General features: G+C 62.7%; 13 protein-coding genes. 6 read left to right on the top strand and 7 right to left on the bottom strand.

Translation table 11 applies throughout. The features are described from left to right. The first annotated feature begins 36 nt into the window (after nt 1–36). Together recQ and JFU04_RS21260 are read left to right on the top strand one after the other, a co-directional pair. Nucleotides 37–2,163 carry a DNA helicase RecQ gene (gene recQ / locus JFU04_RS21265; protein WP_065909753.1) on the top strand — a complete coding sequence of 709 codons (2,127 nt, stop codon included), beginning with the start codon at nt 37–39 and terminating at the stop codon, nt 2,161–2,163. A 121-nt stretch (nt 2,164–2,284) separates the two neighbouring features. Beyond that, entirely contained in the window at nt 2,285–2,719 is a 435-nt protein-coding gene (locus tag JFU04_RS21260) for a MarR family transcriptional regulator (protein WP_065909756.1), read from the top strand. Nucleotides 2,720–2,832: 113 nt separating this feature from the next. On the opposite strand, the gene JFU04_RS21255 is transcribed toward JFU04_RS21260, so the two are convergent. Then, nucleotides 2,833–5,022 carry a patatin-like phospholipase family protein gene (locus JFU04_RS21255; RefSeq protein WP_106803026.1) on the bottom strand — a complete coding sequence of 730 codons (2,190 nt, stop codon included), beginning with the start codon at nt 5,020–5,022 and terminating at the stop codon, nt 2,833–2,835. Nucleotides 5,023–5,106: 84 nt separating this feature from the next. On the opposite strand from JFU04_RS21255, the gene JFU04_RS21250 reads away from it, so the two are divergent. Continuing rightward, complete coding sequence (locus JFU04_RS21250; RefSeq protein WP_201145664.1) at nt 5,107–5,394, top strand: SelT/SelW/SelH family protein; 288 nt, start codon at nt 5,107–5,109, stop codon at nt 5,392–5,394. A gap of 39 nt (nt 5,395–5,433) precedes the next feature. Here JFU04_RS21250 and JFU04_RS21245 read toward each other — a convergent pair whose 3' ends face one another. From JFU04_RS21245 to JFU04_RS21235, 3 genes are all read right to left on the bottom strand, one after another. Next, complete coding sequence (locus tag JFU04_RS21245; protein WP_106803027.1) at nt 5,434–5,715, bottom strand: hypothetical protein; 282 nt, start codon at nt 5,713–5,715, stop codon at nt 5,434–5,436. 128 nt (nt 5,716–5,843) lie between these two features. Further along, nucleotides 5,844–6,728: a DMT family transporter gene (locus JFU04_RS21240; RefSeq protein WP_065909764.1), complete on the bottom strand. Its 885-nt coding sequence runs from the start codon at nt 6,726–6,728 to the stop codon at nt 5,844–5,846. An 82-nt stretch (nt 6,729–6,810) separates the two neighbouring features. Continuing rightward, the gene (locus JFU04_RS21235; protein ID WP_201145663.1) at nt 6,811–7,572 is read right to left on the bottom strand and encodes a helix-turn-helix transcriptional regulator; all 762 of its coding nucleotides are present in this window, start codon (nt 7,570–7,572) and stop codon (nt 6,811–6,813) included. A gap of 137 nt (nt 7,573–7,709) precedes the next feature. Between JFU04_RS21235 and JFU04_RS21230 the strand changes: the two genes are divergently transcribed. Continuing rightward, on the top strand, nt 7,710–8,519 hold the full coding sequence (locus tag JFU04_RS21230; protein ID WP_106803028.1) for a UDP-2,3-diacylglucosamine diphosphatase: 810 nt from the start codon (nt 7,710–7,712) through the stop codon (nt 8,517–8,519). A gap of 123 nt (nt 8,520–8,642) precedes the next feature. On the opposite strand, the gene JFU04_RS21225 is transcribed toward JFU04_RS21230, so the two are convergent. The 3 genes from JFU04_RS21225 to phhA form a co-directional block, all read right to left on the bottom strand. Beyond that, a complete protein-coding gene (locus JFU04_RS21225) occupies nt 8,643–9,836 on the bottom strand; it encodes an amino acid aminotransferase (RefSeq protein WP_106803029.1) in 1,194 nt (397 codons plus the stop codon). Beyond that, nucleotides 9,836–10,192, bottom strand: a complete 357-nt coding sequence (locus JFU04_RS21220; RefSeq protein ID WP_010208721.1) for a 4a-hydroxytetrahydrobiopterin dehydratase — start codon at nt 10,190–10,192, stop codon at nt 9,836–9,838. The genes JFU04_RS21225 and JFU04_RS21220 overlap by 1 nt, the downstream gene beginning before the upstream one ends. A 97-nt stretch (nt 10,193–10,289) precedes the next feature. Beyond that, nucleotides 10,290–11,081: a phenylalanine 4-monooxygenase gene (phhA, locus tag JFU04_RS21215; protein ID WP_120449348.1), complete on the bottom strand. Its 792-nt coding sequence runs from the start codon at nt 11,079–11,081 to the stop codon at nt 10,290–10,292. Nucleotides 11,082–11,336: 255 nt separating this feature from the next. Between phhA and JFU04_RS21210 the strand changes: the two genes are divergently transcribed. Both JFU04_RS21210 and JFU04_RS21205 read left to right on the top strand, forming a co-directional pair. Continuing rightward, the gene (locus JFU04_RS21210) at nt 11,337–12,899 is read left to right on the top strand and encodes a sigma-54-dependent transcriptional regulator (protein ID WP_106803030.1); all 1,563 of its coding nucleotides are present in this window, start codon (nt 11,337–11,339) and stop codon (nt 12,897–12,899) included. Between the two features lie 311 nt (nt 12,900–13,210). After that, entirely contained in the window at nt 13,211–13,951 is a 741-nt protein-coding gene (locus JFU04_RS21205) for a flagellar basal body rod protein FlgF (RefSeq protein ID WP_065909780.1), read from the top strand. Nucleotides 13,952–13,991 lie beyond the last annotated feature (40 nt).

The raw sequence follows: 13,991 nt of genomic DNA, 5'->3' as shown, positions 1-13,991 counted from the left end.
TGTACAGAGGGATTTCGGCACTATTTGGAGTTTTACATGCTCGAGCAGGCTCAACGCGTCCTCAAGGACATCTTCGGCTACGACAGTTTTCGTGGCCGCCAGGGTGCGATCATTGAGCGCGTGGCCAGTGGCGGTGACGCGCTGGTCCTGATGCCTACCGGCGGCGGCAAATCGTTGTGCTTCCAGGTACCGGCGCTGTTGCGCAACGGCCTGGCCGTGGTGGTGTCGCCGCTGATCGCGTTGATGGACGATCAGGTGGCGACCCTCGAAGAACTCGGCGTCGCCGCCGCCTCCCTGAACTCCACCCTCAGCGCCGAGCAGCAGCGCGACCTGGCCGCCCGCATCAAGCGCGGTGAAGTCAAGATGCTCTACCTGGCCCCCGAGCGCCTGGTGCAGCCGCGCATGCTGGCGTTTTTGCAGAGCCTGGAAATCGCGCTGTTTGCCATCGATGAAGCCCACTGCGTGTCGCAATGGGGGCATGATTTCCGTCGCGAGTATCTGCAGCTGGGCCAATTGGCGGAGCTGTTCCCTGACGTGCCGCGCATCGCCCTGACCGCCACCGCCGACAAGCGCACCCGCGAAGAGATCGTCGAGCGCCTGCATTTGCAGAATGCCGAGCGCTTCCTCTCGAGCTTCGACCGCCCGAACATCTTCTACCGCATCGTACCCAAGGAGCAGCCGCGCAAGCAGTTGCTGGCGTTCCTCTCCGAGCGGCGCAGCGATGCGGGCATCGTGTACTGTCTGTCGCGCAAGAAGGTCGATGAGGTCGCCGCGTTCCTCTGCGAACAAGGTTACCCGGCGCTGCCCTATCACGCCGGCCTGCCGAATGATTTGCGTGCCTATCACCAGAAGCGCTTCCTCAACGAGGAAGGCCTGATCATGGTGGCGACCATCGCGTTCGGCATGGGCATCGATAAATCCAACGTGCGCTTCGTGGCACACATGGATCTGCCCAAGTCCCTCGAGGCGTATTACCAGGAAACCGGACGTGCCGGCCGTGATGGCCTGCCGGCCGATGCCTGGATGGTCTATGGCCTGCAAGATGTGGTGATGCTCAAGCAGATGCTGCAGAACTCCGAAGGCGATGAGCGCCACAAGCGCCTGGAGCAGCACAAGCTCGACGCCATGCTCTCGCTGTGTGAAGAAACCCGCTGCCGTCGCCAGACGCTGCTGGCGTATTTCGACGAGGATATGCCCGAGCCTTGCGGTCACTGCGACAACTGCGTCGACGGCGTGCAGACCTGGGACGCCACCGAGCCTGCGCGCCAGGCGTTGTCGGCGATCTACCGCACCGGCCAACGCTACGGCGTCGGTCACCTGGTGGATGTGCTGCTGGGCAAGGACAACGAAAAGGTGCGCAGCTTCGGCCACGAGAAACTGTCGGTCTACGGCGTCGGCAAGGCCCGCGCCGAGGGCGAGTGGCGCTCGCTGTTCCGGCAGATGGTCGCGCGCGGCCTGGTGGATATCGACCTGGAAGGCTATGGCGGGCTGCGCCTCAACGACAGTTGCCGGCCATTGCTCAAGGGCGAAGTGAGCCTGGAGCTGCGACGCGATCTCAAGCCGCAGACCACCGCCAAGAGCAGCACCAGCCAGGCCAGCCAACTGGTGCGCGGCGAAGAGCGCGAGCAGTGGGAAGCCTTGCGCACCCTGCGGCGCAAACTGGCACAGGAACACAGTGTGCCGCCGTACGTTATTTTCCCCGACTCGACCCTGCTGGAAATGCTGCGCGAGCAGCCGACCACGATGGCCGAAATGGCGCGGGTCAGCGGTGTCGGCGCGCGCAAGCTGGAGCGTTACGGCCAGGCCTTCCTCGAAGTGCTCGGCGGCCAGGCCGAAGCCCCCAAGGAAGTTGCCGATATTCGCCACGAACTGATCAGCCTGGCGCGCGCCGGGATGACTCCGATCCAGATCGCCGGCCAGCTGCAATGCTCGGAAAAAAATGTGTACACCTTGCTGGCCGAGTCCATCGGCAAGCAACAGTTGTCGCTGGAGCAGGCGCTGGATTTACCGGAGGATCTGCTCGGTGAAATCCAGGATGCCTTCCTCGACGGAGAAGGCGAATTGCCACCGGTTGCCGAGATCGCGCCGCTGTTTACCGGGCGTGTTCCGGAGGGCGTTTTGTACTGCGTACGCGCTGCTTTGCAGTCTGAATTCGAAATTTAGTGCGTTGATTATGACAATGTAACGAATCAGTACATAGCAACTCTTGCCTACTGGCATGGCTCATGCTTAGCTGACTAATAATTAGCCACACTTTATTTTCAGTCTAAACCATGAGTTTTTTATGCCGTTAACCGATCAACACCGTTTTGGCATGCAGCTGGCGCAAATGTCCCGAGGTTGGCGCGCCGAGTTGGACCGCCGTTTGGCGGGGCTGGGCCTGTCCCAGGCGCGCTGGCTGGTGCTGCTGCACCTGGCCCGTTTCCAGGACGCGCCGACGCAACGCGAGCTGGCGCAAAGCGTCGGCGTCGAAGGGCCGACACTCGCACGCTTGCTCGACAGCCTGGAAGGCCAGGGTTTGGTGCAACGCCAAGCCGTCGTGGAAGATCGTCGTGCCAAACGCATTCTGCTGTGTGACACCGCCCGCCCCCTGATCGAACAGATCGAGACCATCGCCACCGCCCTGCGCCATGAGTTGTTTGTGGGTGTGGACGAAGCTGACTTGAGCGTGTGCATGCGCGTGCATGGGCACATCCTGGCAAACCTGGAAAAGTCCTGACCTCCAGAAACGACAGCCCCCCGTAGGAGTCGGCTTGCCGGCGATGAGGCCCTGGAGCCATGCGGAGAATACCGCTGCCATCGCCGGCAAGCCGGGCGCCTGTGAAGCGCGTGTCAGAACGTCTGCCCCAGGTTCAGGTACACCGCTTTCTGATTGTCATCGTTGAACCCGTAGCTGAAATTCAGCGGCCCCAACGGTGTGTCAAAGCCGAGGAAAATACTCGCTGCGTTGATATAGCCACTGTCGAACTCATTGTCGTTGTTCCACGCCCGGCCGCGTTCCAGCGACGCGCCCAGGTACAGCGGGAAATCCAGCGGCAGGTACGAGCGTGGCGTCAGCCTGCGGTAGTACACGGCACGCATCAGGCTGATGTTCTGCCCCGAGATCGCATCCTGGCGAAAGCCCGATAGCTGCCGTGCACCGCCGAGCAGGAAGCTGGAAATCACCACGTCCGAATCATCCAGGGTGCGCCCGTAGCGACCGCCCAGCACCAGTGTGTCCGGGCCGTGGCTCATGGCCTTGTCCAGCTTGAATTCCCACTGGCGATAGCGCTGGTCCGAGCCCAGCCCCGGTTCGAATTCGCGGTAGGCCAGGCCGATGTCTTCGCCGGTATGGGGGAAGTACACGTTGTCCAGGGAGTCGAAGGAGTACTTCAGTTCATAGAAGCCTTCGCTGAAGCTCACGCTGGGCAAGCTGCGATCGCCGATGCGCACATCGGCCTTGCCCCAGGCTTCGCCGACGCCGAAGCGGATCTCGCCGCTGTTGCCGATCTGGCGCCCCACGTTCAGGCCGAAGCCGTAGCGTTCCAGGCGGTATTCGGAGATCGGGTCGTTGTCCAGGATCAGTTCGACATTCTGTGCCTGGGCACTCAGGTAGGGGGCGACGAAGTAGCGCGAACCGGTGTCCATCGGCTGGTAGAACTCGCTGTACAGCTCCTGGCGATCACCGATCTGCACGCGCGTCAGCCATTCGGCGCCGAGGCGGTTGATGCCATTCATGCGGTAGCTGGCGCCGAGGTTGAAGGCGCTGTCGCCGCGCATGTCGTCCGACAGGTTCAGGCCCAGGCGCAGGTAGTCGGTGCCGCTGCGCTTGCCGCGTGCGCTGATCACCAGGGTGTTGTCCTGGCCTTTCTTGACCACGCGGTATTGCACCTGCTCGAAGTAATCCAGGCCGTACAGGGTGCCCATGTCCGTTTGCAGGCGACCCAGGTTCAGCGGCTCGCCCAGCGGTTGGCGGATGTAGTAGCGGATCACGTCGTCGCTGACTTTCGAGTCGTTCTCCACGTTGATCGCGGTGATGACCGGGGTGCGCTCGCCCGGCGTGCGCGCGGCCACCAGCTGCGGGTCGATCGGCTCGGCCGGGCGCAGGTGCGCCAGGCGCACATCGAGGGCACGGGTGGCGCGGTAGCCGGCGTCGATCATGTCCTTGGCCCGGCCGAAGTCGGTCACGCCATAGGCGGCCAGCGGCGGCTGGATCAGCACATCCTTGGGGTGCAGGGCCTTGAGTTGTTCTTCGGAGTTGCGTCGGGTCATCAGGGTGATGGACTGGTTGAGCACGTCCACCACCGTGGCCAGTTGCTTGCGCGAGCGCAGCGGGGTGCCGATGTCCACGACGATAGCGATGTCGACGCCCATTTCCCGTGCCACGTCCAGCGGGATGTTGTCAGTCATGCCGCCGTCCACCAGCAGCCGGCCGTCCAGTTCCACCGGGGCGAACACCGCCGGGATCGACATGCTGGCGCGGATCACCTGGGGCAGATGGCCTTTGCTGAACACCACCTTTTCACCGGTGGTGATGTCGGTGGCCACGGCGCGAAAGGGGATCGGCAGCTTGTCGAAATTACGCGTATTGCTGCTGTGGGCGAACATGCTTTCCAGCAGCAGCGCCAGGTTCTGGCCTTGGATCACCCCGAGGGGCAGGCCGAGGCTGCCGTCATCGCGAAAGCTCAGTTTCTGCTTGACCAGGAAATCACGGTCATCCTGCTTGCGCCGGAACGGCACGTCTTCACGCGGTGGCGCGTCGGACAGGGCCTGCTGCCAGTCGATGCCGAGCGCGAGTTTTTCCAGCTCGTCGATCTTGTAGCCCGATGCATACAGGCCGCCGATGACGGCACCCATGCTGGTGCCGGCAATCGCATCGATATGGATGCCTTGTTCTTCCAGTGCCTTGAGCACGCCGATGTGGGCGAGGCCACGGGCGGCGCCGCCGGACAGCACCAAGCCGATTTTCGGGCGTGGCGTTTCGAGAGCGTCGGCGAGAAGAGGGAGCAGGCACAGGAACAGGCAGGACAACAGGCGGCGCATCATGAATCTCGAGGCTGGGCGATAAAGGCCGGTATTATAGCCACCCGATCCGCCGAGCCCGTTACGTCAGGAGCCTCTCAAATTATGTCCGCTGATAAACCCGAGATCGTCATCACCTATTGCACCCAGTGCCAGTGGCTGCTGCGCGCCGCATGGCTGGCGCAGGAACTGTTGAGTACGTTTGCCGATGACTTGGGCAAAGTGTCGCTGGAACCGGTCACGGGCGGGGCGTTTCGCATCACCTGCGAGGGCGTGCAGATCTGGGAGCGCAAGGCGGACGGGGGCTTCCCCGAGGCCAAGGTGCTCAAGCAGCGCGTGCGCGACCAGATCGACCCACAGCGCGACCTCGGGCACAACGAGCGCAAGCCCTGACAGTCACCGCCACTGCAGGACGGTGACTGGTGCAGGCAGCTATTTGGCGGCCATTTTGCTTTTGATGAAGCCTACGACCCAGGTCAGCACTAGGCCGCCGATACCGCCACCGAGGATATTGCCGCCGACTGCCGCGACATCCAGCGCTTCGCCGCTGCTGGTGCCGGTCAGTGCCGCGACTATCTGGCCCAGTACCAGTCCGCCCACGCCGCCGATCAGTGTATTGAGCCCGGTGCCCAGGCCCTCTTTGGTCATGCCGGCGATGTTGCCGCCGATGGCGCCGCTGATGATCTGCACCAGCAAGCTGATGAACATTTCCATGATGAAACCCCTGCATAGCGTTAATCGAGTGACCTCTCGCTTGCAGCAACTTCAAGCATCAGGGCTGTCGTCGAGGAGTCTTTATCCGTTGAACGACGACAAACTGTTGCGGATGACCAGAGTATAGATCAGGCACTCGCTGCGGGCTGTTTGGCCTGGCTGGCGCTGCCCATCAACCCGGACAGCACGATGGCGACGATGATCAGCGCGCCGCCCATCAGCATGCGCAGTGTCGGGGTTTCGGCGAACAGCAGCCAGGCCACGGTGATGCCGTACACCGGTTCCATGGCAAATACCACGGAGGCGGTGCGCGCCTTGATCACCGCGAGGCTGGCGACGAACAGGCTATGGGCCAGGCCGGTGCAGAACACGCCGAGCAGGCCGATCCACAGCCAGTCCAGCGCGCGAACCTCGGCCAACCCCGGCGCCGCCACGGGCAGCAGGCAGGCCGCGACTACCAGGTTCTGGCACAGCGCCGCCTGCACCGCCGGAATCCGCCCGGAGCTGGCGCGATTGTTCAGCGACAGCAACGAGAACAGCAACCCCGAGACGATCCCCCAGAGCAGGCCGCCGGTGGCTTCGCTGGCGAGATTGAAATCCGGTGTCACCAGCACCAGGCCGACGGTGACCAGCGCCACCAGCAGCACTTCATTGGCGCGAATGCGCTCGCGGAAGATCAGCCCTTCGAGGATCACGGTAAACGCCGGGAACGCGGTGAACCCCAGCGTTGCCACCGCCACGCCAGCCACCTTGACCGCGATGAAAAATGTCACCCAATGCGCGGCCAGCAGCACGCCGCTGATCACCAGCCGGCGCCAGTCGCGCAACGCCAGGCGCTTCCAGGTGGTGTTGCTGGCAAAGCGCGCAAACACTGCCAACGCCAGCACCGCAAACGCGGCACGGCCGAACACGATGATGGCGGGTGAAGCGGCCGCCAGTTTGCCGAATACGCCGGTGAGGCCAAACATCAGTGCGCCGATATGCAGGGCGCCGAGGGCTGAGCGGGGAGTCATTGCGATCCTTGAAACCAACGGGAGTGACAGGTTCGCAGTCTAGAGGGTTGCGGGCGAGGGTGTCTGTCGTGGGGCTCGCGATTTATAGCGCAGGACTCTCGCCCACGCGCAAGGCGGTGGGGGAAGCGCCAAATTCACGCAGCATCGCCGCCGCGAATGCACTTTGCGACGCATAGCCGACGCGCGCGGCAATCTCGCCGATCGCCAGTGGCGTCTCGCGCAGCAGGCCCAGGGCCTTGTGCAGGCGGCGGCTGCGGATGTAGTCCATCGGTGTCTGCCCACACTCGGCGACGAATCGCGCATGCAGGCGCGCCACCGACAGCTCCGCGATACGGGCCAGATCGGCGACTTGCAGCGGGTGCGCCACGTGTCGCTCGATATGCGCATTGAACGCCGCATACGGCAGGCGCCGGCCCGGCAGCGGTGGCGCGAGGGAATGATTGAGGCTGGCCAGCAGCAACACCGCGCCTTGCTGGACGATCAGCGGATCGTCCACCGGGCTGTGCGCCAGCCATTGCACCAGTTGATGTTGCCGCGAGTCGAGGGCCAGGCGCGCGGGCTGGTCGAGCAGGCGGCGGCTGGCGTCCGCATGCTCGCCCAGGGATTGCAGCAGCCAATGTTCGTTGGGTACATCCAGCACCAGGCACCGGCTGCCATCGCGACTGCCGCACGCGTGGTGGGCGGAGAAGGGCAGCACCATCACGCTGCTTTCGCGCACCTGGCTGCCACGGCCATCCACTTCCAGGTCCAGGTGCCCGGACAGGCCGAACACCAACTGCGCGTGGTCATGGCTGTGGGCGAGCGGCGCTTCGAGGTAGTGGCGTAGCGTGAGGGCGGCTCTCATCGCGGTCTCCAGGGTTGCAGCGTGCCAGTCTACAACGCTTTGCGGCGCGCCGGCGCTGTCATCAGAGTGACGCACGACTGTCATGGGCTATTAATCGCCAGGGCGCAAGCTCGCGAAAACACCGTCGAGGGATGCCCATGACCAGTGCCGAGTTCGCCAAGCCCAGCCGCAAGCAACGGGTTCGTACCCTGTGGATCTCTGATGTGCACCTGGGCACTCGGGATTGCCAGGCCGAACATTTGTCGCAGTTCCTCAAGGGGTATCACGCCGACAAGGTGTACCTGGTCGGCGATATCATCGATGGTTGGAAAATGCGCGGTGGCATGTATTGGCCGCAGGCCCATACCAACGTGATCCGCCGCCTGTTGACCATGGCCAAGCGCGGTACCGAAGTGATCTACGTCACCGGCAACCACGACGAATTCCTGCGCCGCTATTCCAAGCTGATCCTGGGCAACATCCAACTGGTGGACGAGGCCGTGCATGTCACCGCCGATGGTCGTCATTTGCTGGTGATCCACGGCGACCAGTTCGATGTGATCACTCGGTATCACCGCTGGCTGGCGTTCCTCGGCGACTCGGCCTACGAGTTCACCCTCACCCTGAACCGCTGGCTCAATCACTGGCGTGCGCGTTATGGCTATGGCTACTGGTCGTTGTCGGCGTACCTCAAGCACAAGGTCAAGACCGCGGTGAGTTTCATCAGCGATTTCGAAGAAGCCATCGCCCATGAGGTGACCAAGCGCGAGCTGCACGGCGTGGTGTGTGGGCATATCCACCATGCGGAGATTCGCAAGGTTGGCGAGGTGGACTACCTCAATTGCGGGGATTGGGTGGAGTCGTGCACGGCGTTGATCGAGCACTGGGATGGGAGTATCGAGTTGTATCGCTTGGCGGATGCGCAGGCGAAAGAGGCACAGCTCAAGGCTGAAATGGTGGCGGGCTAAGGGCCGACACCTTCCACATGCGGGCGCTGGCGTGCCGGCGATAGCGGTGTTCAGTCAGCTTGTTCAGTGACTGATACACCGCCATCGCCGGCACGCCAGCTCCTACAGCTTGAGTCGGTTTCGTCAGTTGGAGACGTCGGCGATGGCTTCGGCCAGCAGCGTCAGGCGCGTGGCATCGATGCCCGCGACGTTAGCCCGGCCCGAACTCACCATGTACACGCTGTGTTTCTCCCGCAGCTGTTTCACCTGCTCGGCACTCAGGCCGGTATAGGAAAACATCCCGCGCTGTGTGCCGATGTGCGCGAACCGCGCCGACAGGCCATGGGGCGCCAATGCTTCCACCAGCCCGGAACGCAGGTGTGCAATGCGTGAACGCATGGCTTCGACCTCGTCGCTCCAGCGTTTTTTCAGCTCGGCATCCCCCAGGATCGTCGCGACCACCGCCGCGCCATGATCCGGCGGCGTCGACCAGAGGTTGCGTGCGATATTCGCCAGTTGACTGCGCACATCCGTCAGCTTCTCGGCATCCGCCGCGCACACGATCAACGCGCCGACGCGGTCGCTGTACAGGCCGAAGTTCTTCGAGCAGGAGCTGGTGACCAGGACTTCCGGCAACTCGGCCGCAAACAGGCGCACCGCCCAGGCATCCTGCTCCAGGCCGTCGCCGAAGCCCTGGTAGGCGAAGTCGATCAGCGGCAGCAGCTGGCGCTCGCGCACGATCTGCAGGACCTGGCGCCAGTCATCCTGGGACAGGTCGAAACCCGTCGGGTTGTGGCAGCAGGCGTGCAGCAGCACCACGTCGCCCTTGGGAATGGTGGCGAGAGTCGCCAGCATCGCCGCCACATCCAGGCGGTTGTCGGTGCCCACGTAAGGGTAATGACTGACCTTGAGGCCGGCCTTGGCGAAGATGGTTTCGTGGATCGGCCAGGTCGGGTTGCTCAGCCACACGCCACGGCCGGGCAGGCTGTGGGCGATGAAGTCGGCACTCAGGCGCAGGGCGCCGGTGCCGCCCGGCGTCTGGGTCGCACCGGCGCGGCGGGCTTGGATCAGGGCCGAATCGGCGCCGAGCACCAAGGCGCTGATCAGCGTGCCGAAGGCCGCGTTGCCATGGCCGCCGATGTAGGTCTTGGTGGTCTGGGTGTCGACCAGGCGCTGCTCGGCGAGCTTCACCGAGTGCGGAATCGGCGTCAGGCCCTGGTCGTCCTTGTACACGCCCACGCCGAGGTCGAATTTGTTCGGGTTGGGGTCCTGGGCGTACAGGTCCATCAGCCCGAGGATCGGGTCGCCGGGCACACGGCCAATGGCATCGAAATGCATTACTTGCGGCCCTCGGCGTCCTTGGCCACTTCGTCGGTGCGCGCGGCCATGATGAAGTCGTTGCGGTGCAGGCCCTTGATGGAGTGGCTCCACCAGGTCACGGTGACCTTGCCCCATTCGGTCAGTAGGCCTGGGTGATGGCCTTCGGCTTCGGAGATTTCACCCATGGCGTTGGTGAAGGCCAGGGCAAACTTGAAGTTCTTGAACAGGAAGACCTTCTCCAGTTGCATCACGCCGTCGCGCACTTCGATGTTCCAGTCGGGAATCTGCTTGAGCAGCACCGGCAGTTCTTCATCGCTGACTTGTGGAGCGTCGGCGCGGCAGGCTTCGCAATGGGCTTGGTTCAAGGTGGTCATGGGGGTGTCCTGAATTCGAATGTATGAAGGTCAGTAGCGTTACCCTAAAGCAACGCGCGGCCAGGGAACAGACTCACCTGGCCTCAAGATGTAAGGTTCAAGCAGCCTTGGGCTTTGGCGGGAATTTCGGTGCATGCAGACCCAGCTGCATCCCGCGTTCAACCATGCCCATGATGTCTTCCTGCGCCACGTCGAACAGGCGCTTCAGGTCCGGCAGCACGAAGTACAACGGCTGCAGGATGTCGATGCGGTACGGCGTGCGCATTGCTTCCAGCGGGTCGAAGGCTTGGTGCTCGGGCTCGGACGACAGGCTGTACACCGTCTCCTTGGGCGACGACAAAATACCGCCACCGTAGATGCGCAGGCCGGCGGGCGTATCCACCAGGCCGAACTCGATGGTCATCCAGTACAGGCGCGCCAGGTACACGCGCTGCTCTTTGGTGGCCGCCAGGCCGAGCTTGCCGTAGGTGTGGGTGAATTCGGCGAACCAGGGGTTGGTCAGCAACGGGCAGTGACCAAAGATCTCGTGGAAAATATCCGGCTCTTGCAGGTAGTCCAGCTCTTCACGCGTACGAATAAAGGTCGCCACCGGGAACTGCTTGTTGGCGAGCAATTCGAAAAAGGTCTGGAAGGGGATCAATGCGGGGACCCGGGCGACTTGCCAGCCTGTGGTCTCGGCCAGCACTTTATTGATCTCGCCCAATTGCGGAATGCGGTCCAGTGGCAGGCCGAGCTTGTCGATGCCGTCCAGGTATTCCTGGCAGGCGCGGCCTTCGATCACTTTCAACTGGCGCGTGATCAGGGTGTTCCACACCGCGTGTTCTTCCGGCGGGTAGTGGATAAAACCTTGCGCATCGGGCTCGCGGGCCACGTATTGCGTCTGCTTCATACGGCTCTCCTGCTAGGCATTCGTTCTTGTTATGTCCTGCGATGCCTCTATTGATACCGAGGCGCGGCGCCGATGCCATCCACCGGCGGCAGCTATCTGTAGGAAAATTTACCGAATTATGTAAAGTATTCGTTACGCTTGTGGGCCGGTGGCGTCGGCGGGCTGTAAAAAGGCCGGTGACTGTCACATAATCTTGACGACTATCTGCGCCCAGCGGCAAAAGACGCGGCGCCTCCCCACTCTTCGGGCCTTTTCATGCGTATCAAAGTGCACTGCCAGAACCGCATCGGCATCCTGCGGGACATCCTCAATCTGCTGGTGGAATACGGCGTCAACGTCGCCAAGGGCGAGGTCGGCGGCGAGCATGGCAACGCCATCTACCTGTATTGCCCGAACCTGGTGAACATGCAGTTCCAGGCGTTGCGCCCGCAGTTCGAGGCGATTGCCGGGGTGTTTGGCGTCAAGCGGGTCGGGCTGATGCCCAGCGAGCGGCGGCATATGGAGCTCAATGCCTTGCTCGGCGCCCTGGAGTTTCCGGTGTTGTCGATCGACATGGGCGGTTCGATTGTCGCCGCCAACCGTGCGGCGGCGCAGTTGCTCGGGGTGCGGGTGGATGAGGTGCCGGGGATTCCACTGTCGCGCTACGCCGAAGACTTCGACTTGCCCGAGCTGGTGCGCGCGAGCAAATCGCGGATCAATGGCCTGCGGGTCAAGGTCAAGGGTGACGTGTTCCTGGCGGATATCGCGCCGCTGCAATCTTCCGAGCATGATGACAGCGAGGCCATGGCCGGGGCCGTGCTGACCCTGCACCGCGCCGACCGCGTGGGCGAGCGTATCTACAATGTGCGCAAGCAAGAGCTGCGCGGCTTCGACAGTATTTTCCAAAGCTCCAAGGTCATGGCCGCGGTGGTGCGTGAAGCCCGGCGTATGGCGCCGCTGGATGCGCCTCTATTAATAGAAGGCGAAACCGGCACCGGCAAAGAGCTGCTGGCGCGTGCCTGTCACCTGGCCAGCCCACGCGGGCAATCGCCGTTGATGGCGCTCAATTGCGCCGGTCTGCCGGAGTCCATGGCCGAGACCGAACTGTTCGGCTACGGTCCCGGTGCGTTTGAAGGTGCGCGGGCCGAGGGCAAGCTCGGGCTGCTGGAGTTGACGGCGGGCGGTACGCTGTTTCTCGATGGTGTCGGTGAAATGAGCGCGCGGTTGCAGGTGAAATTGCTGCGCTTTCTGCAGGACGGTTGCTTTCGCCGGGTCGGCAGTGATGAAGAGGTGTACCTGGATGTGCGCGTGATCTGCGCCACCCAGGTGGATTTGTCCGAACTGTGTGCCCGGGGCGAATTCCGCCAGGACCTGTATCACCGCCTCAATGTGCTGTCCCTGCATATCCCGCCGCTGCGCGAATGCCTGGATGGCCTGGCGCCGCTGGTCGAGCACTTTCTTGATCAGGCCAGCCGCCAGATTGGCTGCCCGCTGCCCAAGCTGGCACCTGCCGCGATGGATCGCCTGAGCCACTACCACTGGCCGGGCAACGTGCGGCAGCTGGAAAACGTGCTGTTCCAGGCGGTGTCGTTGTGCGAGGGCGGTACGGTCAAGGCTGAGCATATTCGCCTGCCGGATTACGGCGTGCGTCAGCCGCTTGGCGATTTCTCCCTGGAGGGCGGCTTGGAAGAGATCGTAGGACGCTTTGAGAAGGCGGTACTGGAAAGCCTGTATGCCGAGCATTCCAGCAGCCGGCAACTGGGTAAGCGCCTGGGGGTGTCCCACACCACCATCGCCAATAAGTTACGCGATTACGAAATTCTCAAGGCCGACAAGTAACTACCTGAGACAACTGGGTCAAAATGTGGGAGCGGGCTTGCTCGCGAATGCGGTGGATCAGTCACCTTATGTGCTGGCTGACACAGCGCCTTCGCGAGCAAGCCCGCTCCCACATTTGATTGTGTCGTTGCCGTAAGCGGCATAAGTCCGCCGTTTTTTCGACTCTTACTCACCGCCCATTTCCCGTCACCCAGTCGCAAACCCTTGCCCCGCCTGGTCTTTCCCTCATTTTAAAAAGTTGGTTCGCAAATTGCTTAAGCCTCATCAGTACAGCGGTGGGCGGCAAGCGTCCGTCAGAAAGAGGAAAGAGCGTGGACAAGTACCTTTATGTGGCAATGACCGGCGCCAGCCAGAATGCTCTGGCGCAGAAGGCCCATGCCAACAACCTGGCGAACATTTCCACCAATGGTTTCCAACGCGACCTGGAACAGGCGCGTTCGATGCCGGTGTTCGGCGACAGCTTTCCGGCGCGCGCCTTTGCCATGACCGAGCGCCCAGCCACTGACTTCAGCCCCGGCGCGATGATCGAAACCGGTCGCGACCTTGATGTGGCCGTCAACGGCAACGGCTGGTTGGCCGTGCAGACCCCGGACGGCAGCGAAGCCTACGTGCGCAGCGCCAGCATGAACGTCGATGCATTGGGCGTGCTGCGGGCCGGCAACGGTATGCCGGTGATGGGCAATGGTGGTCCGATCGCCGTGCCGCCGCAGCAAAAAATCGAAGTGGGTTCCGACGGCACCATCAGCATCCGCGCCATGGGCGAAGGCCCGCGTGTGATGGCCGAAGTGGACCGCATCAAGCTGGTCCAGCCGGACCTCAAGAATATGAATAAAGGCCTGGACGGCACCATCCACACCAAGGATGGCCAGCCGGCCCAGGCCGACGCGAACGTGACCCTGACCTCGGGTTTCCTGCAGGCGAGCAACGTGAATGCGGTGGAAGAAATGACCGCAGTGCTGGCGCTTTCCAAGCAGTTCGAGCTGCACATCAAGATGATGAACAGCGCTAAAGAAGACGATCAGGCCATGACTCGCGTCATGCAGATGAGCTGATACAGCCCTAACTAATTTGTGATGCGGCGCCAACAAACAG

Origin of the sequence: Pseudomonas sp. TH21 (assembly GCF_016651025.1) — a bacterium.
In the GTDB taxonomy this organism is placed as follows: domain Bacteria; phylum Pseudomonadota; class Gammaproteobacteria; order Pseudomonadales; family Pseudomonadaceae; genus Aquipseudomonas; species Aquipseudomonas aylmerensis.
This window is presented reverse-complemented; position numbering and strand designations above follow the sequence as displayed.